Source organism: Rossellomorea sp. LJF3, assembly GCF_037046045.1.
Taxonomy (GTDB): Bacteria; Bacillota; Bacilli; order Bacillales; family Bacillaceae_B; genus Rossellomorea.
In genome coordinates this window covers 54,526-74,309 of sequence record NZ_JBANLY010000014.1, presented here as the reverse complement: position 1 = coordinate 74,309, position 19,784 = coordinate 54,526, and the positions used below count along the sequence as shown (strand labels likewise).

The following is a 19,784-nucleotide window of genomic DNA, read 5'->3' as shown; positions in this document are numbered from 1 at the left end:
AGCTAAAATAAGAACATACGTTTGAATAGGAGGGTACTAAATGAATGCAATTCAATTAATCATACTTAATTTGGAAGAAGTGAGACGGAGAAGCGTAAAGCTTTGGTCGGGCATTCCAAAGGACTTTTTACATTGGAAACCAGATGGTGACGCCATGTCTTGTATCGAGATGGTTCGTCATGTGTTGGAAAGTGAACATTATTATCACATGGCGTTAATCAATGGAGGGAGTTTAAATGAATACGAATCACCCTTTGCAGGTAAGCCGTACATTTCAGTGGAAAACGAGTTGGAGCTTGCCAGGCCGTTCAGAAAGAGTTTCCTGGAATATGTGTCGGAATTGAACGAAGAATCGTTATCTGCAGTTAAGATTGATCGTTCCGATGTAGGTTATGTGAGGGAAATGGGCGACATGCTGATGAGAATCGCTTATCACGAATCCGTTCACGCCGGTCAGTTATTGGATTACTTACGAACAGGTGGGATTACGAGGGCGAATCTCTGGGATTAGGGGGAGAATGGAATATGAATGATACGGATTATAAGGTGGTTTGGAATCTCGACAGCATTTTCAACGAAGGAAGCGCATCACCCGAATTAGAAGACCATATGAAACAGACGAAAGCCAGGGTTTCCGAGCTGGAAGAGCTGATGCAGAAAGTGGAGCTGGATCCAGATCAACTGGGGAATGTTCTTGATCGGCTAAGAGAGATAAAGGTGTCGATATCACAGATGAGATCATTTGCCATCTGTCTGCTTTCGGTGGATCCGGACGACCAGGGAGCGCAATTTTATAGAGGGGAAACGACGGCTATTCAATCAAGTTATGACTCTATCACGATTGACTAGAAGAGAATGTTAGCTTCCATAGAGGAAGTGGTATGGGGATGTCTGCTTACTTCAGAGAATCTTAAGGATTATCGGTTCATACTGAACGAGTGGCGGGAAGAAGCGGTACGGGAGCCTTCTAAGGAAGTATTGGACCTCATGGCAGACGGATACCATGCATGGGGTCAATTGTATCAGTCGTTCATGAGCAGCATCAAGGTAAGGGTGAGAGGAGAGGAGCTTTCGGTTGGACAGGCCATTAATCTCAGAACCCATGCCGATGAGTCGATAAGAAAAGAATCTCATGAAGCGCTGGTGGCAAAATGGACCGAGCAAGAGGGACAGTTCGCTCAGATCCTGAATCATCTGGCAGGCTTCAGATTGAATATGTATAAGAGCATGGGCGTCGAGGATGTTCTTCAGATTCCTCTTGCTCAAAACCGGATGAAGCCGGAAACGCTGGATGCGATGCTTTCTGTGATGGATAAGTATAAAGAGCCGTTTGCGGAATATCTGAATGTCAAGGCAGGGATGAATGGCGATGCCAAAATGAAGTCCTATCACTTCTGGTCCCCGATGAATCATGACCATCAAGGAATGGAGTACGGAGAAGCAGCCGAGTTGATCGAGGAGCGGTTTCGTGCATTCGGAGCAGAAATGGGGGAGTTTGCGGATACCGCATTCCGTGAAGGGTGGGTCGAAGCGGAAAATCGTCCCGGTAAGTCGGCGGTTCCCATTTGTGCCGGGTTTCCGTTGACGGGGGAGTCAAGGGTGTTTATGACGTTCCCCGGCACATTTAAAGGCGTGCTGACCCTTGTACATGAACTGGGCCATGCCTTTCATAACCATGCCATGAAACAGGTAAACGGGATGAACAAATCGTATCCCATGAATTTGGCGGAAACGGCGTCCACCTTCGCAGAGATGATCATCCTTGAAGCGGCCATGGACCAGGCGGCGACTGACGAAGAGAAGCTGTTCCTTCTAGATGAGAAATTGAAGAGGAGCGTCATGAACTTTATGAATCTGCATGCGAGATTCATTTTTGAGAAACAGGTTCACGAAGAACGGAGAAAAGGATTTATACCTGCCGCACGTCTGAACGAGCTGATGGGGTCGGCGATGAAAGAGGGGTATGCTGGAGCCCTTGATGAGGTCCCTGTTCATTCGTGGATATGGACTCCCCATTTTTATAAAACGGAATCTCCTTTCTATAACTTTCCGTACACATTTGGTTATTTACTGGCCCTCCATCTTTTCGCCAGGGCGAAGGAAACAGGAAAAGGATTCGAGGACGATTATATGGCTCTCCTGCGGGATTCAGGCAGCATGTCGGCAGAAGAACTCGTCATGAAGCATTTGGGGGAAGACATTACGAAGGAATCCTTTTGGGAAAAAGGGATGGGGCTGTGCGTGAAGGATAGTGAGGAATTTGTGAGATTGGCGAAGCTACAGTGAAGCTGCTTCAACTACTCATAGCGCTTCCCTCTATTTTGTTATTAAGTGTGGCTTTGTTTTTTCACATCGATTTCCTCTTCTATCTTTCTTTGGTCGGGGTCTTACTGGCCATGATGATCAAGCAATTCAGAAAACGTGGGCAGATGTTTGAAATGAGGCATCCAGACGGTGTGGATGAAGACAGTACAGAAACCGATGTCAGTGGAGAAGATTAATAATTGAGAGAAGGAGTAAAACCATGGATAAAATCTTACATACCATAGCCGATCGTTTGACGAAGCAGGAAGGGAAAATGGTCATTGGCATTTCAGGACACGGTGCTTCTGGTAAAACGACATTTGCGAAGAAACTGATGACGCTGCTAGGAGAAGTCGATTATATCAACACTGATCCTTATATCGTGAGTTCGGCAGTCAGGAAGCATTCTTTTATAGAGTATGAATATAAGAACGAAAAGCATCAGTCCAAAATGACCGCATGTCATCCGGACGCTCACCATGTATTCGCCCTTGATCGGGACATCAGGATGGTGAGGGAGGGAATGGATTTGTACACGTTGGACGTACCCTATGATCCAAGCCGGCTCATTTCTTCCCAAAACAACCTGACGATTGTAGAAGGGATGTCCGTCGCGTTCAGCAAACCGGATTTATACGATCTGAAAATATACTTCTACACAGATGGGGAGACAGAGCTCAAGAGAAGGGGTATCCGCGACATAAACGAAAGAGGGATGGAAGAGGATTATCTACGGAAGACCCATGACGAGCGAAGGGTTCAATATGAAGTCTTCATGCATCCGAAGAGTGAGCATTTTGATGTGGTGGTTAGGAATTCGGATGAGGGGTGTTGGGTGGAGAAAAATTCTTTAAAAATGAAATAGTGATTGAGGATAATGGTTTATTTTGACATAATTGGTATTAGTGAAATATACGATTAAGCGATGGGGTGGTGGAAGAGTTGAAGAGACCAATGGGTGTATCCCTAATTGGATATTTCTATGTGTTTGGAGCAGTGGTGTTAGTATTCACCGCCATTTTTTATCAGGCTGATGCTGACGCCATCAGCATTTCGGAACGCTTTGGTGTATCGATCCTGCCTGAACGGTTGATGAGAATAGTATTGGCACTGTTTTCTCTGTTGATGGTGTATGGATACATGAAGTTGAGGAGATGGGGATTCTGGTTGTTCGTCTCGTACTCAGTGCTGTTTGGCGTGATCAGTTCGGTTATCGCAACGAACCATCCTCAACAACCATTTATAGGGAATGTTGTATTTTCGGTGATTGTCTTGATCTATACGGTTTATGTGAGAGGGGCATTTTTCACGACTGCTGGAAGGGGTCAGCCTTTATAATGCAAGGAGGTATTCCATGAAAGAAAAGAATGGCACCAATATTCTGATCTTCATCGGTTGGCTATCCACTCTGTTCGCAGTCATCTCTCCTTCCATCCTTGCCGGAGTTAACGCCTTTTGCATGGGTCTTGTTCTGAAAAGGGACTACGGGGAGAATAGGTACGGAATGGTTTTTATGGTTTTAGGAATTATGAGTGTGGTATTCGGCTATGCATTAGGGCCATTACTCATTTGGTCTATGAATAAAGGGTTTTAAGTATCGGGGGTTTATCGTGAAAGGTAAGCTCCTTTTAATATAAGGGGGAAGCATGATGACACAACAAACATACACACCGCCGAAACATATCGTTTCAGCGGCTACAATTGTTATAAATGAAAACCGGGAAATCTTATTAATAAAGGGACCAAGACGTGGGTGGGAAATGCCCGGCGGTCAGGTGGAAGAAGGGGAATCCTTAAAAGATGCGGCGATCAGGGAGACGAAAGAGGAGACAGGTATTGATATAGAATTACTGGCTTTTTGCGGAGTATTTCAGAATGTGAAACGTTCCATCTGTAATACCTTATTTCTCGCAAAGCCTGTTGGAGGAGTACCGACTACTTCTTCTGAAAGTCTGGAGGTAGCATTTTTTCCGATTGACGAGGCGCTCAACATGGTGACGCATTCGAATTTTAGAGAGCGGATCGAGTACTGTTTGGATGAGAGTCAGCATCCGTTTTTTGTGGAGTTTTAAGAATGTGGTTTAGTGGTTTATGGATGGTGAAAAGGGTAAGAAATCGTTCTTACTAGAGAGGTGACAAAAATGAATAAAGACACCATGAAATCGAATCTCCTGGACAGGTTCCGTATTTCTGATGCTGATTTGCTGGGTTCTGGTATGGAAGCGGAAGTATATGCTTTAAATGATGATAAAGTGTTGAAAGTATATAATGATTTGTCCGATGCAGCGAAGCAAAAGAGGTTAAGAGATTTCTATTCCGGACTAACGGCAGATCATCTGAGCTATGAGCTCCCCTATATTCACGAAATCTTAGTAGAGAATGGAATGTTAGTGACGATTGAAAAGAGGATGCAGGGAAGCGATTTGCAAAGCAAGCTTGCGGGGATGACCCATGACGAGCAGACAAACATGATGAAAAAGTATCTTCAGGCAAATCTGGAACTGCAATCCCTTCAAGGAAAATCAACAATGGAAGGATTCCAACTATTTCATGACCACCGTATGTCATCAGGCAGAATGGATAATTGGTATGACCTATTAAGTGAAACGATAAAGCTTAAACAGTCAGAGTTGAAACCTTATTTTGAGAGGGATGTCCGGGATTATGAGGGAAAGCTTGCTCTTACTATGGAAAGACTTGCATCGGGGTATCAAGGGGACTATTCCATCATTCATGGAGACTTCTACCCTGGGAATATCTTAATCAATGAGAAAAATGAGGTAACAGGGCTGATTGATTTTGGAATGCTGACCATGTATGGGGATTATCTGTTTGATGTGGCGATCGGATGGGTGTGCCTGGATATGTATAATCAGCTGAATGCTAGTCTACCCGAGAGGTACTTGGACATCATTGTTTCCACTTTGGGAGAAGGGGTAAGGAAAGATTTATATTTCTATGTACTAATCTATAGTTTGATGACAGCGAATCTTTATTCTCCGACGTGTGAGGATGGTCATTATCGGTGGTGTGTGGAGAACTTGAATCGTGAAGAGTATTGGGAAGTTATCTAATCCACTCGTCTGTGACCTCGTTTTGACTGGAATTTGAAACTTTTTACAATCCCCGAACGTAAGTATAAATAATACGAGGGGGAATCAAAATGAAAAAATTCTTCACAAGAACATCTTTAGTGACGGCCGTGATCCTTGCCGTTGCGATTTGGATCGGGAGTCTCCTGTTCTCATTTTCTTTCGGGGAATGGAGCTTTTTCATCGGTCTTGGATTAACAGTGGGACTTTTCTTTTTTAATAGCAGTGGCGGTGCGTTATCCAAAAACGCTACACTCGGAGCAAGTCAGGCAGGGTGGAAGATTCAGAAAGATAATGAGCTGAAATCCAATGTAGGATCGGTGTTTTATGGTGTCCTTTTGTTTACGGTTGTTAGTTTTGTGGTGATGATGGTGACTTATTTTTAGATCGGAGTGACGGCATGATTTACTTTAAGGGTACCCCTGTTTTAAGAACAAATCGACTGAATCTTAGAAAGTTGTGCATGGACGATACGCAAAGAGCCTTTGATCACTGGCTATCTGATGAACGGATTTCCGATCATCGTGTCAGTCCTGCGCACAAGACCATTGCTGAAACACATAAGCGGATGGAGAAGATTGTGGACGGGTACGATTCAAAAGAGTTTTGTCACTGGGGATTAGAACTCAAGGATGGCAGTGCCCTGATCGGGGAGATTGATTTATATGATTTTGATCCATCTACAGGAAACTGTGAGGTCAGTTATTCCATCGGATATGACTGGTGGAATAAGGGGTACGGGACAGAGTCGTTGAAAGCCTTGGTGGAATTTGCCTTTATTCACATGAATGTACACAAATTATCCGCCGCCCATAATACGGATAATCCCGCTTCAGGCAGGATCATGGAAAAAGCCGGGATGAAACAGGAAGGCGTCATCCGGCATATGATCAGGAATGCTAAGGATCAGTATAAGGACTGTGCGGTGTATGGACTTCTGCGTGAAGAGTATCTTCTCATGAGGGGAGGGGACGTATGAAAAGGATAGCCATTGATATGGATGAAGTAATCGCCGACTTACATAAAAAGCACCTGAATCTATTTAATGAGAAATATAATGAGAGTTTGACTCCAGATGACTTACAGGGGACAAGACTATGGAAAATACGTCCCCATGATGCCGATGACATCCTTTCGTATATAGATGATCCCGATTTCTTCAGGGATTTGGAAGTGATGGAAGGGAGTCAGGAAGTGATCAAAGAGCTGAGTGAATCCTATGAAATTTACATCACGACTGCTGCAATGGAGCATCCCACTTCTTTTACGGCAAAATACGAATGGCTAAAAGAACATTTCCCGTTTCTATCAGACTTACAATTTGTCTTCTGCGGTAACAAAAGCATTATTCATGCAGACTATTTAATAGACGACAGCCCAAGGCATTTTAAAGACTTTAAGGGGGAAGGGATATTGTTTTCAGCTCCTCATAACCGGTATGAGTCGGGATATGTACGCGTAGAGAATTGGAATGAAGTGAGATCGTTCTTTTTATCATAAGTCCTGATTTTTTAATAAGGAGGAGTAAAGCATATGTTCAAGAAATTAGCCATCCTATTTATCCTGCTCTTCTCCTTTGGACAGACGGCTTATGCAAAGTCCTATAGTATCGATGAAGTACAGATCCGTGCGTGGATACAGCCGAATGGAAACTTGCTGGTGAATGAATTGTTCACGTACACGTTCGATGGAAAGTACAAGAGTGTCAGAAGGGCCATTCATGAGGATAACCATGAGGGAGTGCAGTGGTTTAAAGCCTCTGAACTGATCAATGAAGAGGCGGAGCTTGGCTTCATCGAGGATGGGGATATCCGTCAACTGGATGTGAAACGGGAGGATGGTACGTATCGTTCACCATTCCCCGTGGAGGACGCCACGAAGACCATTTTATTTGCTTATGAGTTGAAGGCTGCCGTGAAATCGTATGATTCATACAGCGATGTGACGGTTCCCTTCTTCGGAACAGATGGCAATCATGATATTGATTTACATAATGTAACGATTGATTTCGTTTTTCCTGAAAAACTCGACCCGGCGGAGTATCACGCTTTCTTTCACGGTCCAAAGGGGAAGGTGGAAGAGGAGGGGCCAGAGGTGGTGCGCTTTACCACCCCTGTTTCCAATACGTATTCCTTAACGGAAACCCGTGTGCTTTTCCCTTCTTCAGTCATGAGTGAGCAGGAAAAGATCGCGGCTCCAAAATCATTGGAAGCGGCCATTCAGGAAGAAGAAGACCGTGTGGCCCTTGTCGCTCACAGGGAAGCTCAAATGAAAACATTCAATAAAGTGCTGGGTGGGCTCGCACTCACCCTAGGTGCCGTTTTATTCATCATGATGCTTGGATTTATGATTGGCCGAATAAGAGGAAATGGGAGAACGAGGGATGTACTGGAGTCGGATCCCCTTCTTTTATATATGGTCCACAGGCGGGGGAAGTTCACCCATGGAGCATTGATGGCAGGGTTGTACTCCCTGGTGGAAAGAGGGAAGGCGACGGTCCGTAAACAAAAGACGACGACCCGTTTTCTCAGCGATGCCCGGTCACCGGATGAGACCTTGTTCTTTACCCTAACCTCTGAAGGTCAATTATCGGCGATGGAAGAAAAGCTGGTGTCCTGGATTTTTAAAAGAAGAGGGAAGAACGGTTCCGCATCCTTTGCCATGACCGATCTTGCCGGGGCGACAAAGAGTGAGAAAGATCTCAGCCGCCATGTGAAAAAGTATCATACAAAGGTCAAGACGCTGAAAGAGCAGGAAAGAGAATGGTTTGCCGAAGTGTTGAAAGAAGCCAAGGAAGCGGGACTCCTCCATGATCGCTGGTTCCACTTCGTTACGAAGCTTGCACCACTTTCCATTGTGCTTGGAACTTTATGTGCCTATCACTTTGACATGAAATCGATGTTTGCCATGTGGTTTTATGGAATCATTGGTTGTGGGTCCCTTGTATTCCTATGGTGGAAGAATGAAAAGAAGTGGCCGGCACTTGTTTTTGGTGTGATTTCATTTTTTGCGATTGCTCAACTCAAGGATGAAACCTCCTTCTTTCTCCTGTTTTTGTGCCTTTTAATAACGTTATTTCTCTTATTCTTCGTCCCTCGCCATACGTTGTCGGGAGCGGCACTTGATGTAAAAGCGTGCATCCGTCGATTCCGAAAACAGGTGAAGAGAGAAGGGTACCCGAAAGGAAACGGGGAGGAGATGGATAAGTGGATGGTCCGGACCCTCCTGTTTGAACGAAAGAGGAAACTGAAAAGGATATCGAGTGAAGGCATGGAAGACAGTACATTGTTTTCAGCAGCCCCCCTTACAGCCCTTATCCTATCGGGACAGGATCCTCATGAGTTTCTGACGAATTCATGGAAGTGGAGCGGTCCCCCTCCTAGCACGTCTTCCGGTTCCTCTGACGGTGGATTTTCCGGAGGAGGCGGAGGATTTGACGGCGGTGGTGGTGGAGGTGCCGGTGCAGATTGACCAATAGCGGTTTACGAAAGGGGAAACGCCCATGACAAAGGATAACTTGACACTTGTCATCATCCTGGGGATTTTGTCAACGATGGTGGGTTTTATTATGTTTTTCTTTAATGTTTATTTTGGAACTGCCACTGCGGAGGCACAGTTTTTCAATAATGGTATTGGCGGTCCAGAATATTACAAAGTCATTTTAAAAGGGTATATCAATACCTATTTGGTGGGAGGAAGCATCTTATTTGTGATGGGCGTGTTGGCTATTGTCTTAGGGTATCATCAGCTTCAATTGAAAAAAGTCAGTGATTCACATTTGGATGAAAGCATTCAGGATCGGGAGGAAGAAATGTGATAGAAACGAAAGAGAAAACCATGAAAGAAATCATCTTTGTCACCACCAACAAAGGGAAAATTGCTTCTGCCCAAAAGGAGTTGGCGAACATAAAGGTGTTGCCGATTGAAGCAGAATTAAGTGAACCGAGAAGTGATGACATCAAGGAAATCGCAAAACAAAAAGTATTGCAGGCATACTCCATCGTGAACAAACCATGCATAGCGCTGAATTCCGGCTTTTTCATCTCGACATTGAATGGTTTCCCGAGGGCATATGTGAATCATATGCTGGACACGATCGGCATCGAGGGGATTTTAAAGCTGATGCACGGGGAGGAGAATAGAGCCTGTGAATTCAGGTCCTGTCTGGCTTACTATGACGGGGAGGAAATGAGATTCTTTGAGAGCAGATCTCCCGGCGTCATCGCGGAAAAAATACGAGGATCCGAGAATGTGAATAGCTGGTCCGACCTTTGGTATATCTTTATTCCGCGTCATTTTCAAAAAACGATGGCTGAATTTGATGAAGGTGACTTTATGGAATACAACCAGGTGAAAGAGGATTCGGGGATGAAGAAGTTTGGGGAATGGTATTCTGCATTATGACTGGGAGTATAAGAATGATCAACGGATTTTGAATAATAGCTGTTATTCATGTACTCCAACCATTTTGCAATGAAGAAAAGAGAATGAAAACGCCATACATAATCAAAAAGACTGCCGATCGGGCAGTCTTTTTTTTCGTTTCCATTAATGAACCGGATCATCATATCGATCCACATAAAGTGTACGGTCTTTCTGAACTTCGGTATAGAACACATCCGAGACAGAGTGAATCCGGATTAACTTTTTAAAAAAAACTGAACAAAAGTGATCCATATCAAAATCTCCTTCGTTATCTTACCAGAATACAAAAAACAAAACGAAAAAGGAGATTACAAATAATGAAAAAAACAAAATTACTTAAGAAAATTGCAGCACCGATGTTAGGATTATCTCTACTAGCTCCAACGGCAAGCTTTGCAGCAGAAACACCGACAGCGGTGACGCCGGCTTCCGATCTTCGTTCCACATTGGATCAATTACTTTCTGAACACTACGTATTAGCGGTCAACGCCATGGTGAAGGATTACAAAGACGCACCGGATGAGAAAGAGGCTTATGAAGCACTTAATCAAAATGCACTGGATATGACACCGGCGATTGAGTCGATTTATGGTAAAGAAGGGGCTCAGAAATTCGAAGAGATCTTTGCGGGGCATAATGAGTATTCACCGGATTTTGTGGAAGCAGCAAAATCAGACGACGCGGAAATGAGAAAAGCAGCTGAAGCCGAAGTAAAGGATTTCGTTAATGAATTCTCAAGCTTCCTTTCAACTGCAACAGAAGGAAATCTTCCAGAAGCGGCAGCGAAAGAAGTTTTAACAGCGCATGAAATGGATGTCATCGAAGCATTTGACAGCTATGTAGAAGAGGACTACAAAGGATATCAAACGAACTTCAAAGAAGGGTACGACAGAATGTTCGATATCTCAAAAGCATTATCCGGAGCGATCGTGACGCAGATGCCGGATAAATTCAATAACACGAAAGTAGATGCTCCGGCAGCGGAATTACGCTCTACACTCAATAATCTGGCTGCAGAACACTTTGCGCTGGCAGCGATGAGTATGCAAAAGGGTGTCAACGAAGCGCCTGATTATGATACAGCGACTTGGGCAGAAGATATGAACACAGAAGCTTGGACGAAAGCGATCGGATCCATTTATGGTGAAGAAGGTGCGGCACAATTCAAGAAATTATGGACAAGTGAGCACATCAATGCGCAGGCAGACCTTGTGAGCGCGACATTAGCTGGTGACGATGAAGGCGTGAAGGCAGCGAAAGACAGCCTCGGTATGTTCACGGAAGAATTCGGTACATTCCTTGCAACGGCAACAGAAGGAAATCTTCCGAAAGACGCAGCCATCTCTTCTCTTAAAACACATGAAGATCAAGTCGTTAAAGCGTTCGACTCCTATGTAGCAGAAGACTATAAAGCAAGCACCGATACATTCCGTGAAGGATATGCGTTCATGTTCGGTGTAGGGAAAGCTCTTGGAGATGCGATTGTGAAGCAAAACCCTGAGAAGTTTGCCTCAAGTGGCATGCCGGAACAAATGCCAAACACAGGAATGGGTGGAGCAGCCGATGAGGGAATGCCAATGGCTGCCTGGATCACATTTGTAGCGGTAGCAATGATGGCAGGTGGAATCATCATTAAGAAGAAGTTTGCGGATCAACAATAATCATAGAGCCATGAGAAGAGCGGGATCCTGCTCTTCTCTTCTCTTAAATGGAGGGAACACGATGAAGAAACGAATGCTTATCATCCTGGTCGCAGTCCTGATGATTGGGGCAGTCAGCTTTCAGGCCATCGCCAAAAACGGACCTGAGAAAGTAACCGGGACCACTCAATCCGTCGAGAAACCAACAGTGAAAAAAGAAAAAGCCAAAAGCGGGGTGGGTACCGCCCATAAGGAAGAAGAATTTGTTCTTCTTGACTCTTTAAAGAAGAAGAAAACAGAGCTTGAAGAGCAGGTAAAGGTTCAAGAAGAAGGAATTACGCCTTCCCGTGTCCAGATCCCGAGCATGGACATCGATACGAACGTCATCCCCGTCGGACTGCTTGAGAACGGCGAAATGGAAGTGCCCGAAGAAACGGATGTCGTCGGCTGGTACGACCGTGGTGTAAAGGTCGGAGCCAAGGGAAATGCCGTTCTTGCTGGTCATGTCGACAGTAAAAAAGGACCGGCCATCTTCTTTTATCTGAAGAACATCGAAATAGGGGAAAAGGTCATCGTCACAGATGAACAGGGGATGAAACGAACCTATGAAGTGAAGTCGAAGGAAAGCTATCCGAGTGATGAAGCGCCGATCGAGAGAATCTTCGGACCATCGGATAAACGCAACCTGAATGTGATTACGTGCACAGGAACGTTCAATCATGACAAGCACCTTTATCCGGACCGGCTGGTTGTTTATACAGAACTCATTTCTGAAACGAACGTCAATGAAGCGAAGGCTCCAGAACCTCCAACGACCGTCCAGGTAGACACAGGGTCGGTTTCATGGCATTCGGTGAAAAGTGATACGGTTATGGGATATAGAGTCTATAAAAAGGACGCGGATGCAAAAGAATACAAACATATCGCAAGTATTTCTGCACATGAGCGGAAGAGTTTCTTCGATGAGGAAGCCGAACAGGGGGATTCGTATTACATCACCACGGTGAATATCGAGGATAAGGAATCCGCTCCGTCTGACAAGGTAGAGGTGGATTAAGCACTTGCGGGAATACCACCTGGAGAGGCAAAACGTAATAAAAAGGCAGCCGGGATCGTCGAAACGATCACGACTGCCTTTTTTTATTTCACAAATATAAGCCTGACCGGCTTTACAGATTCCATACTGGCTTGATATAAGGTAATCTCCCCTGAAGGAGGTTTAGGATCATTGGAGTGGCTTTCGAAATTTTCATTCAACCCGATGGTCCATTCCGCTTCCTCATCCTTCATTAGGACGATGGCAATCGTGCCGAATTGGACGACATTGTCCCAGCTATACTGACCGGATTTCCCGTTGTAGTTGACGGAGATTCCTTCTGGTCTGCTGTCGACCCTTGCACCGTTTCCCTCCCACTGACCTTGAATCGTCGGTCCCACATAGGAATAGGAAATGCCCGAATCCCTTGCGCCGTATGTGCCGATGTACTGGTGAATGCTTTTATCCGCGGCATTATAGGTCAACGCCGCAATGTCATTTTCAAGCCACTTCAGCTTGAATTTCCCTTGTGTTTCGTAGGGTAGGACTTCTTTCGGCCGGGCAAAGATACGGTAATAGGTTCTGTAATAGACAGCTTCCCCCGTTTTTCTGTCTTCTTTTAAAACGAACTGATTTTTCATGTCTGGTGAAAAGCTTACAATCTGCTTTGTTTGCTGACTTTGGTTCAGGATGAGTCCCCCTTGAAGGAGGATGAGAAACCCTATTGTGACGTATATTGTGATCCTCCATTTTTTCGGAATGGTGAAGAGGAGGAAGATAGAAAGGGCCATGCCCGCCACGATCACGATATTTATTGCATAGAATAGACGATGATCGATGTATTCCAATTCATATGTTGCGTGAAGGAAGAGGTAGCCCATCTGGAAGATGAACAGTGCGATGGATAAGATAAAAAGTATACGTCCGGTTATTTTCTTAGTCTTCATCTGGCTGTACCTCCTCCTGAAATGACCAGGTCCGTCCCTGATCTTCTGAGATGAATTTTCCTTTTACTTTTCCGCCTTCATAGTCACCGTTCGGACCTTGATTGACGTAGACGGCCAGGTGATCTTCTTCTTTGAAAGGTATTTCCGCTATGACAAAAATCCTTTTATACTGATCCGGGATCTCAATCGTTGCCTTGCTCCACGATTTCCCCCCGTCCTGTGTGACATGCAGGTCCGGTTCTTCCGGGTTAAGGATGCCGAATGAAAGGAAACCGGTGTCTTCGTCGACAAAGCCCCCGTCATAGATGAGCCGGGTGATGTCAGGACGCGGCATCTCCTTCCACGTCTTCCCGCCGTCTTTCGATAAGTAGACCGTGATCATTTCCTGTGACATCGTCCGGTCGGCAGAAAGAATCACATAGCCGAAGGATTCATTGAGGAAGCCGACCTTCCTGAAACGGATGGGCGGAGAAGCGGGTGTGACGTTGGCATCTTCCCATGTCTTTCCTTTGTCCTTTGAAAAAAGCAATTGGACGCTTTTATCGACGGAATAATCACGTGCATATAAGAAGGCAGCAAGATCTTCTGTCAGGATATAGCTATCCGGAATCAGCTCGTCCTCACTCCCGGAATACTCCCCTTGGAATAAATTCTCCTTTTCTACAGGTACTTGAATCCACTTCTCTCCATGGTTGTAGGTGATCTGCAGCTGATCCTGTTGGAGCGAATACCCTACAGGTGCCGTTTCATCCACCGATTGAAGTGGAGGGGGACCGGGATCACGTATTTCCGGCGTCTCCGGTTGACTTACATTAGGCTCTTTTTCAAAAAAGTACGTGCCTGCGATGATCCCGATGACCATCAGACACGCCGTCCCGATCATGATGTATTTCACATTACCAGACTCCTTTGGTTATATTTTCTATTTTACCATGAGGAAAGGATTGAATAAGTTAACATATTTTGGAATAATAAAAGTGAGGAGGGGTGGTATGAAAATAAATGGGTACCTAATACGCTTATCGTTTTCCATCATGATCATCTTTGGTGGGACGCTTGCGATTGTTTATATAAAAACGGGAGATCTTCTTGGGTACCATCTGATTGCAACGTGTGCTGGGGCGGTTCTCCTTTTCAGTTCATGGCTGTGGAGATCAAGGAATAAGGTAAAAGAGGGGGAAATGGCATGATCGTTTGGCTGAATGTCGGCAGCCTGCTGCTTGGCCTATTGGCGTGGACACTTCCGTTCGTAACATTTAGAAAAAATCAACTCAGTCTTGCCTTCATGAGCATGGGAGCGTGCGCCCTGTCTCTTTCCTTCCAGATTTTCTATCACCATCATCTGGTCAAAATCGGGGACTGGTCGGCGATCATGGATACATCGGGAGCCGTGGCGTTCGCTTCTGCCGTGCTGATCATCATCACAATTCTAATAAATGCGTTGACACTAATGCGAGAGAAGAAAGGAGTTGCAGCATGACTTCCAAGGGAAATGTGAAGATATGTGACAACGGACATACCTTTGTGAAAAAAAGTGATTGTCCGACTTGTCCAGTATGTGAAAAAGAACGGAAACCTGACACAGGATTTCTATCAATACTCTCAGGACCGGCAAGAAGAGCGTTGGAGAATAACGGGATTACGACGCTTGAGGAACTGGCTGGGTTCAGTGAGAAGGAGGTTCTGGCATTTCACGGAATTGGGCCGTCGTCGATTCCGAAGCTTAAGAAGGCGCTTGGGGAGAAAGGATTCCGGTTTAAAGGGGAGAGGTGAGGGAAGATGGCCGTTATACATAGACAGTACGAGGGTATGCAAGATTATGACGAAATTCGAATGTTCCTGGAAAATGAGTACGGAAACACGAGATTTGATTATAATCTCACATTATTTGAATTTCAAACTGCCCTTTCATGTGGATTGGGAGATCAGGTTAAGACGATTGATGAAGTACTGGAGAAAGTACACCTTTGGTTTAATGGCGATCGATTAGTCGGGGTTCTTGAAGAAGGGGCCTTCTATGTAGCTGCCGATAACCGATTCATTTTTGACGAAATGGTGGAGGTGGGGGAAAACAGTTTTCCTGAGATGGAATGGGAGGTTTATGACGGTGACTCAGATTTTGAAGAAGTTCTGTCAAAGAGGGTATTCCTCAAGTCAGAGGAATACTGGGTAAGAAGGGATTTCGATCTTAGCCGACTGGTCGATGGACTCGAGCTGGCAAAGGGCTATAAGGTAAGGTCCGTCCCTGATCTTCAGGAGCATGAAGAAGTCTTTCAAGCTTATAAACTATGTTACGGTCTATTATTCAATCAGAGGATGTTTGATCGATTCTATGAGACATCCACCTACAGAAAAGAGTTGGATTTGGTCGTGACGGGTCCTGAGGGCGAGGTCGTCGCATTATGCAGTGGGCGATATGATGAACGGAATCGATTGGTGACGGTCGAAGCCGTATCCTGTTTTCACGAGTACAGGGGACGGGGTATGAGTAAAGCTTTAATCCGACAGATGCTGATTGCTGCTAAAGAGTTAGGCGCAGATCAGGCCACGGTTTATACAGGCATGCCGGAAAAATTTCCTGCCCCGAACAGATTATATGAATCAATCGGGTTTAAGTTGGTCGGGAAGAAGTTTGTGTGGAAAAAGTGATCAAGTTGCCTGTGTCTCACTTAGTACAACAGTGAAAAGTCAGTCGATATGGTACCATAGTGTCATACGAATCAACAAAAGAAGGTGCTCAAGTGGACATCAGACACTTAAAATATTTTATAGAGGTAACGAGATTCAAAAGTTTCACCCGTGCAGCGGATCATTTGTTTGTGACGCAGCCGACGATCAGTAAGATGATCCGGAACCTGGAGGATGAGCTCGGAGTGGAGCTGTTCGATCGTTCCCGGAAGCAGCTCGTGCTGACGGATGCTGGACGGGCGATTTTGACGCAGGCTCAGACGATCGATAAAGCGTTTGAGAATGTTCAGCATGAGCTTGATGATCTGATCGGTCTGCAGCGGGGGCATATCCGCATCGGACTGCCGCCGATCATGGATGCGGGTCAGTTCATCAAGGTCCTGGGTGAGTTCCATGCGCTCTATCCGGGCATCACGTTCCAGCTGATCGAGAACGGGACGAAGCGGATTGAAGAGGATATCCTTGCCGATCAATTGGATGTCGGCGTAGGGGTGCTGCCTGCCGCTGAGGAGGATTTTCATCATTTTTCGTTTATGAGGGAAGAACTGCGGATCGTGGTGCCGAGGACGCACCGGTTGGCGAACAGAAAGCAAGTGAAATTAATGGAACTCGAGGAGGAACAGCTCATTCTTTTTAACAAGGACTTCGCGTTGAATGACCGGATCCGTGAGGCGTGTAAAGAGGCCGGGTTTCTTCCGAAAGTGGTATCAGAAAGCTCCCAATGGGACTTCATCGGGAAAATGATCGAGGCTAAGCTTGGGATTTCGATCCTGCCTTACAGCGTCTATGAGCAATTGAAGGAGGATTTGGTATCCATCCGTGTCGTCAAACCCGTCATCGAATGGGACCTCGCCATCATTTGGAGGAAAAATCAATACTTGTCGTATGCCACGAAAGAGTGGCTCACCTTTACCCAGGAACGATTAATGGGGAGCATTTCCGACTGAGAAATGCTCTTTTTTTTGCCCCGATTTAGGAAAAATGGGTATTGATACCATTCGTTTGTAAGCCGTTGCATAGACAATATCTATGGTAATGATGAGGAACATTCATTTCACTTATCCTGTTTTGGGGCGTACACTTTGGGTATCAAACGTTTGAAATACCAGTACACACACAGAAGGGACTTGTTCTTCATGCCAAACAAGAAGCATCCGAAAGAGAGTCTGGTCGTAAGCACCGACCAGGTCATGATCAATGATTTAAACAACTACAACACCCTGTTCGGTGGGGTTTTGATGAAGAAGCTTGATAATAATGCAACGCTATCCGCTAGACGTCATGCACGGGTGAAGGAATGTGTGACGGCATCAACTGATTCCATCGACTTCCTGTATCCGATTCATCAAAGCGATTCCGTTTGCGTCGAATCTTTCGTCTCCTATGTGGGGAATAAATCGATGGAAATCTTCTGCAAAGTAATTGCCGAAGATATGATCACAGGTGAAAGACGAATGGCGGCGACGGCTTTCCTGACCTTTGTCGCACTTGATGAAAATAAAAATCCCGTCAAAGTACCGGAAATCGTACCGGAAACCGAAGAAGAGAGATTTCTGTTCGAATCAGGAAAAGAACGTGCGGAAAGAAGAAGGGTCCGCCGCAAGCAGAGCAAGATCCTGAACGACATCATCGGACTCGAGAAACCTTGGAACATGGGAGGGGAGGCATCATGAGCATGATGGTAGCAGGAATGAATGAACTGCACGAAGCAAAAAAAGATGTAGAAGCCCTGAAACAGGATTACCCTGAACTGAATGAGCAGCTCGTCCATGTCACCAGCCTGACGCGACAACTGCAGCTTAAGTACGGGTATATGGGATCGTTGCTACGGGACAAGGAGCTACCGGATTACGAACCACAGTTTGTCCGGGACTCCATCCTCTCACTCTATCAGGACGAGGTACAGAAACTGAAGGCACACCCGAATATCGTTCAGCTGAAGGACATCATGAAAAGGCACAGACAAATCAGTGACTCGAAATTATTCTTATTGATCCTTGGCGCGAAGCCGGAACTGCTGCAGGGATCCACGATTATAAAATAATAGAGAGTGAAGCCGGAAGAGGGGAGTCTTCCGGCTTTTGACTTTTGTAGTGGAAGGTTTTTGAAAGTGGCACGAGTTCGGGACTGACTAGACCAATTTTTATTTTAATTTCGTCGTTTAGAACCGTCCTCGATCATCTCCAAACCATCCCTTTTTTCCGTTCATTCACCATTTCCTGAATGGTTTCTGCCATCCGCTCGATTCCTTCTCCAATCATGTGATCCTCCACGTGGGAAACACTGAGCCGGAGCTCGTCATGTCTCAAGAAGCCCTCAAGGTACATTGATTCCGTACTCTGAGCCAATACATTGTTCTCCTTTAACCGTTGGAGGAACTCACCTGCTTTTAATGGAGAAGGCAGCCTCACCGTGGAGTAGAATCCCGATGTTGGGCATGTATAAACCGTCCCCTCCGGCATGAACGTTTGATACGCCTCGCGAAGCAATTCCCCTTTTTTTCGGTATAGCTTCCGGATCTTTTCAATATGGGCAGTAAACATCCCGTTTTTTAAATAGATTTCAAGGGCCCCCTGGGTGATGACCGGTGTATGGACGTCTGCGGCAAACTTGGCCCGGGTAAAACCTTCGATCAATTCCTGGGGAAGGACCACTAGCCCGAGACGTAAACCCGGTAATAAGGTTTTAGAAAAGCTCTTCGTATAAATGATCCTCCCGTTCGGTTGATAAGCAAACATGGGGTCCTGCTTCAAATCGGGATCGAGGTCCCCCATATAGTCGTCCTCGACGATATACACATCATACCGTTCAGCAAGCTCAACGATTTTCCTTCTTTCTTCGTTCGTATAACTATGTCCGGTGGGATTATGGAACCGTGAGACAGCGTAGAAGAATTTAATATCTTCAGATTTAAAAATAGTCTCGAGACGTTCCATATCAGGTCCGTCCCTCCCGATTTCAATCCCCAAAGTGGACATTCCTTTCACCGACTCTATGAAACTGGGATGGGCCGGCTGCTCGGTCAGGATGGTCTGCTTTCCATTCGGAAATGGGAGACGGATCAATAGATGGAGTGCCTGTTGGGACCCGGTTGTCACCGCAATTCGCTCCGGTGTCGCAAACACTTGAAGATCCCGCAAATGCCGGGCGAGTTCTTCCCGCAGTGTGGATAATCCGAGAAGTTCCGAATAGGTGAACATGTCTTCTTTGTAACGGTCAATCGCCTGGTTCATGCAGTGTTTGTAATCGAGGTAGGGCATGGCATGTTTATCGGGACCGGCGGATAGGAAGTCATAGACAGGCGCTTCGGGATCAGGCTGTTTTTTATAAGGGAAATCTTCAACCAGGTAATAGCCGCTTTTACTCACGGCATAAATTTTATGGCTGAACTCTAGTTCTTTGTAGGCTTTGATGACAGTATTCAAGCTGCATGAGAACTCTCCTGCAAGGGATCTGATCGACGGCAGGCGGGTCCCTGGCTTGAGGCGGCCGGACTCGGCAAGCATTTCAATGTAATGGATGATTTCTTCGAACTTGGCATGAGGCACTTCTGTTTCCTCCCATCTGTAGGGGTACAGTCTATGAAAAACGGCGTTGGACCCTGCCGTTTCTGTCAGTATACTAAAAATCAAGAACGATAGGCCTGTCATTC

The 19,784-nt window shown here is 45.6% G+C and carries 27 protein-coding genes; 24 read left to right on the top strand and 3 right to left on the bottom strand.

Features of this window, described 5'->3' with window-relative positions; all coding sequences use genetic code 11:
• Nucleotides 1–40: 40 nt before the first annotated feature.
• The 17 genes from V8G47_RS14140 (at nucleotide 41) to V8G47_RS14060 (ending at nucleotide 12,518) form a co-directional block, all read left to right on the top strand.
• Nucleotides 41–511, top strand: a complete 471-nt coding sequence (locus V8G47_RS14140; RefSeq protein ID WP_336200690.1) for a DinB family protein — start codon at nucleotides 41–43, stop codon at nucleotides 509–511.
• A gap of 14 nt (nucleotides 512–525) precedes the next feature.
• A complete protein-coding gene (locus V8G47_RS14135) occupies nucleotides 526–849 on the top strand; it encodes a hypothetical protein (protein ID WP_336200689.1) in 324 nt (107 codons plus the stop codon).
• Nucleotides 850–876: 27 nt separating this feature from the next.
• Complete coding sequence (locus V8G47_RS14130; RefSeq protein ID WP_336200688.1) at nucleotides 877–2,286, top strand: M3 family metallopeptidase; 1,410 nt, start codon at nucleotides 877–879, stop codon at nucleotides 2,284–2,286.
• Between the two features lie 35 nt (nucleotides 2,287–2,321).
• Nucleotides 2,322–2,501 (top strand): hypothetical protein, encoded by a 180-nt coding sequence (locus V8G47_RS14125; RefSeq protein ID WP_336200687.1) that lies wholly within the window; start codon nucleotides 2,322–2,324, stop codon nucleotides 2,499–2,501.
• 23 nt (nucleotides 2,502–2,524) lie between these two features.
• Entirely contained in the window at nucleotides 2,525–3,169 is a 645-nt protein-coding gene (locus V8G47_RS14120; protein ID WP_336200686.1) for a uridine kinase family protein, read from the top strand.
• 77 nt (nucleotides 3,170–3,246) lie between these two features.
• Nucleotides 3,247–3,642, top strand: coding sequence for a hypothetical protein (locus V8G47_RS14115; protein ID WP_336200685.1), 396 nt, complete (start codon nucleotides 3,247–3,249; stop codon nucleotides 3,640–3,642).
• Nucleotides 3,643–3,658: 16 nt separating this feature from the next.
• Entirely contained in the window at nucleotides 3,659–3,898 is a 240-nt protein-coding gene (locus V8G47_RS14110) for a hypothetical protein (RefSeq protein ID WP_336200684.1), read from the top strand.
• 52 nt (nucleotides 3,899–3,950) lie between these two features.
• The gene (locus V8G47_RS14105) at nucleotides 3,951–4,376 is read left to right on the top strand and encodes an NUDIX hydrolase (protein WP_261752124.1); all 426 of its coding nucleotides are present in this window, start codon (nucleotides 3,951–3,953) and stop codon (nucleotides 4,374–4,376) included.
• A gap of 69 nt (nucleotides 4,377–4,445) precedes the next feature.
• On the top strand, nucleotides 4,446–5,378 hold the full coding sequence (locus tag V8G47_RS14100) for an aminoglycoside phosphotransferase family protein (RefSeq protein WP_336200683.1): 933 nt from the start codon (nucleotides 4,446–4,448) through the stop codon (nucleotides 5,376–5,378).
• An 89-nt stretch (nucleotides 5,379–5,467) separates the two neighbouring features.
• Nucleotides 5,468–5,782: a hypothetical protein gene (locus V8G47_RS14095; protein ID WP_252189289.1), complete on the top strand. Its 315-nt coding sequence runs from the start codon at nucleotides 5,468–5,470 to the stop codon at nucleotides 5,780–5,782.
• Nucleotides 5,783–5,796: 14 nt separating this feature from the next.
• On the top strand, nucleotides 5,797–6,375 hold the full coding sequence (locus tag V8G47_RS14090; RefSeq protein WP_336200682.1) for a GNAT family N-acetyltransferase: 579 nt from the start codon (nucleotides 5,797–5,799) through the stop codon (nucleotides 6,373–6,375).
• Nucleotides 6,372–6,896, top strand: a complete 525-nt coding sequence (locus tag V8G47_RS14085) for a 5' nucleotidase, NT5C type (RefSeq protein ID WP_336200681.1) — start codon at nucleotides 6,372–6,374, stop codon at nucleotides 6,894–6,896. The genes V8G47_RS14090 and V8G47_RS14085 overlap by 4 nt, the downstream gene beginning before the upstream one ends.
• A gap of 33 nt (nucleotides 6,897–6,929) precedes the next feature.
• Nucleotides 6,930–8,867, top strand: coding sequence for a DUF2207 domain-containing protein (locus V8G47_RS14080; protein WP_336200680.1), 1,938 nt, complete (start codon nucleotides 6,930–6,932; stop codon nucleotides 8,865–8,867).
• A 31-nt stretch (nucleotides 8,868–8,898) separates the two neighbouring features.
• Nucleotides 8,899–9,213, top strand: coding sequence for a hypothetical protein (locus tag V8G47_RS14075; RefSeq protein ID WP_336200679.1), 315 nt, complete (start codon nucleotides 8,899–8,901; stop codon nucleotides 9,211–9,213).
• Nucleotides 9,210–9,800: a non-canonical purine NTP pyrophosphatase gene (locus V8G47_RS14070; protein WP_336200678.1), complete on the top strand. Its 591-nt coding sequence runs from the start codon at nucleotides 9,210–9,212 to the stop codon at nucleotides 9,798–9,800. The genes V8G47_RS14075 and V8G47_RS14070 overlap by 4 nt, the downstream gene beginning before the upstream one ends.
• Nucleotides 9,801–10,138: 338 nt before the next feature.
• Complete coding sequence (locus V8G47_RS14065) at nucleotides 10,139–11,482, top strand: copper amine oxidase (protein ID WP_336200677.1); 1,344 nt, start codon at nucleotides 10,139–10,141, stop codon at nucleotides 11,480–11,482.
• 61 nt (nucleotides 11,483–11,543) lie between these two features.
• On the top strand, nucleotides 11,544–12,518 hold the full coding sequence (locus V8G47_RS14060; RefSeq protein ID WP_336200676.1) for a class F sortase: 975 nt from the start codon (nucleotides 11,544–11,546) through the stop codon (nucleotides 12,516–12,518).
• Between the two features lie 83 nt (nucleotides 12,519–12,601).
• Here V8G47_RS14060 and V8G47_RS14055 read toward each other — a convergent pair whose 3' ends face one another.
• Together V8G47_RS14055 and V8G47_RS14050 are read right to left on the bottom strand one after the other, a co-directional pair.
• The gene (locus V8G47_RS14055; protein ID WP_336200675.1) at nucleotides 12,602–13,444 is read right to left on the bottom strand and encodes a hypothetical protein; all 843 of its coding nucleotides are present in this window, start codon (nucleotides 13,442–13,444) and stop codon (nucleotides 12,602–12,604) included.
• Nucleotides 13,434–14,339 (bottom strand): WD40/YVTN/BNR-like repeat-containing protein, encoded by a 906-nt coding sequence (locus V8G47_RS14050; RefSeq protein ID WP_336200674.1) that lies wholly within the window; start codon nucleotides 14,337–14,339, stop codon nucleotides 13,434–13,436. The genes V8G47_RS14055 and V8G47_RS14050 overlap by 11 nt, the downstream gene beginning before the upstream one ends.
• Before the next feature lie 97 nt (nucleotides 14,340–14,436).
• Here V8G47_RS14050 and V8G47_RS14045 point away from each other — a divergent pair, with 97 nt between their 5' ends.
• The 7 genes from V8G47_RS14045 to V8G47_RS14015 all read left to right on the top strand — a co-directional run bounded on the left by V8G47_RS14045 (nucleotide 14,437) and on the right by V8G47_RS14015 (nucleotide 18,176).
• Nucleotides 14,437–14,634: a hypothetical protein gene (locus V8G47_RS14045; RefSeq protein WP_336200673.1), complete on the top strand. Its 198-nt coding sequence runs from the start codon at nucleotides 14,437–14,439 to the stop codon at nucleotides 14,632–14,634.
• Nucleotides 14,631–14,924 (top strand): hypothetical protein, encoded by a 294-nt coding sequence (locus V8G47_RS14040; protein WP_336200672.1) that lies wholly within the window; start codon nucleotides 14,631–14,633, stop codon nucleotides 14,922–14,924. The genes V8G47_RS14045 and V8G47_RS14040 overlap by 4 nt, the downstream gene beginning before the upstream one ends.
• Nucleotides 14,921–15,217: an RNA polymerase alpha subunit C-terminal domain-containing protein gene (locus V8G47_RS14035; protein WP_336200671.1), complete on the top strand. Its 297-nt coding sequence runs from the start codon at nucleotides 14,921–14,923 to the stop codon at nucleotides 15,215–15,217. Before V8G47_RS14040 ends, V8G47_RS14035 begins: the two co-directional genes overlap by 4 nt.
• A 36-nt stretch (nucleotides 15,218–15,253) precedes the next feature.
• Nucleotides 15,254–16,093: a GNAT family N-acetyltransferase gene (locus V8G47_RS14030; RefSeq protein WP_336200670.1), complete on the top strand. Its 840-nt coding sequence runs from the start codon at nucleotides 15,254–15,256 to the stop codon at nucleotides 16,091–16,093.
• 92 nt (nucleotides 16,094–16,185) lie between these two features.
• Nucleotides 16,186–17,079 (top strand): cidABC operon transcriptional activator CidR, encoded by an 894-nt coding sequence (gene cidR / locus V8G47_RS14025; protein ID WP_336200669.1) that lies wholly within the window; start codon nucleotides 16,186–16,188, stop codon nucleotides 17,077–17,079.
• Between the two features lie 189 nt (nucleotides 17,080–17,268).
• On the top strand, nucleotides 17,269–17,805 hold the full coding sequence (locus V8G47_RS14020; RefSeq protein WP_034761531.1) for an acyl-CoA thioesterase: 537 nt from the start codon (nucleotides 17,269–17,271) through the stop codon (nucleotides 17,803–17,805).
• Nucleotides 17,802–18,176, top strand: a complete 375-nt coding sequence (locus tag V8G47_RS14015) for a hypothetical protein (RefSeq protein WP_336200668.1) — start codon at nucleotides 17,802–17,804, stop codon at nucleotides 18,174–18,176. The genes V8G47_RS14020 and V8G47_RS14015 overlap by 4 nt, the downstream gene beginning before the upstream one ends.
• Before the next feature lie 133 nt (nucleotides 18,177–18,309).
• On the opposite strand, the gene V8G47_RS14010 is transcribed toward V8G47_RS14015, so the two are convergent.
• A complete protein-coding gene (locus tag V8G47_RS14010) occupies nucleotides 18,310–19,680 on the bottom strand; it encodes an aminotransferase-like domain-containing protein (protein ID WP_336200667.1) in 1,371 nt (456 codons plus the stop codon).
• Nucleotides 19,681–19,784: the final 104 nt, after the last annotated feature.

Excerpts from the sequence above, each read along its gene's own strand:
- V8G47_RS14140 (WP_336200690.1), top strand. The coding sequence starts at position 41 with ATGAATGCAATTCAATTAATCATACTTAATTTGGAAGAAGTGAGACGG.
- V8G47_RS14135 (WP_336200689.1), top strand. The coding sequence starts at position 526 with ATGAATGATACGGATTATAAGGTGGTTTGGAATCTCGACAGCATTTTC.
- V8G47_RS14120 (WP_336200686.1), top strand. The coding sequence starts at position 2,525 with ATGGATAAAATCTTACATACCATAGCCGATCGTTTGACGAAGCAGGAA.
- V8G47_RS14110 (WP_336200684.1), top strand. The coding sequence starts at position 3,659 with ATGAAAGAAAAGAATGGCACCAATATTCTGATCTTCATCGGTTGGCTA.
- V8G47_RS14105 (WP_261752124.1), top strand. The coding sequence starts at position 3,951 with ATGATGACACAACAAACATACACACCGCCGAAACATATCGTTTCAGCG.
- V8G47_RS14100 (WP_336200683.1), top strand. The coding sequence starts at position 4,446 with ATGAATAAAGACACCATGAAATCGAATCTCCTGGACAGGTTCCGTATT.
- V8G47_RS14095 (WP_252189289.1), top strand. The coding sequence starts at position 5,468 with ATGAAAAAATTCTTCACAAGAACATCTTTAGTGACGGCCGTGATCCTT.
- V8G47_RS14090 (WP_336200682.1), top strand. The coding sequence starts at position 5,797 with ATGATTTACTTTAAGGGTACCCCTGTTTTAAGAACAAATCGACTGAAT.
- V8G47_RS14085 (WP_336200681.1), top strand. The coding sequence starts at position 6,372 with ATGAAAAGGATAGCCATTGATATGGATGAAGTAATCGCCGACTTACAT.
- V8G47_RS14080 (WP_336200680.1), top strand. The coding sequence starts at position 6,930 with ATGTTCAAGAAATTAGCCATCCTATTTATCCTGCTCTTCTCCTTTGGA.
- V8G47_RS14075 (WP_336200679.1), top strand. The coding sequence starts at position 8,899 with ATGACAAAGGATAACTTGACACTTGTCATCATCCTGGGGATTTTGTCA.
- V8G47_RS14065 (WP_336200677.1), top strand. The coding sequence starts at position 10,139 with ATGAAAAAAACAAAATTACTTAAGAAAATTGCAGCACCGATGTTAGGA.
- V8G47_RS14060 (WP_336200676.1), top strand. The coding sequence starts at position 11,544 with ATGAAGAAACGAATGCTTATCATCCTGGTCGCAGTCCTGATGATTGGG.
- V8G47_RS14055 (WP_336200675.1), bottom strand. The coding sequence starts at position 13,444 with ATGAAGACTAAGAAAATAACCGGACGTATACTTTTTATCTTATCCATC.
- V8G47_RS14045 (WP_336200673.1), top strand. The coding sequence starts at position 14,437 with ATGAAAATAAATGGGTACCTAATACGCTTATCGTTTTCCATCATGATC.
- V8G47_RS14040 (WP_336200672.1), top strand. The coding sequence starts at position 14,631 with ATGATCGTTTGGCTGAATGTCGGCAGCCTGCTGCTTGGCCTATTGGCG.
- V8G47_RS14035 (WP_336200671.1), top strand. The coding sequence starts at position 14,921 with ATGACTTCCAAGGGAAATGTGAAGATATGTGACAACGGACATACCTTT.
- V8G47_RS14030 (WP_336200670.1), top strand. The coding sequence starts at position 15,254 with ATGCAAGATTATGACGAAATTCGAATGTTCCTGGAAAATGAGTACGGA.
- V8G47_RS14020 (WP_034761531.1), top strand. The coding sequence starts at position 17,269 with ATGCCAAACAAGAAGCATCCGAAAGAGAGTCTGGTCGTAAGCACCGAC.
- V8G47_RS14015 (WP_336200668.1), top strand. The coding sequence starts at position 17,802 with ATGAGCATGATGGTAGCAGGAATGAATGAACTGCACGAAGCAAAAAAA.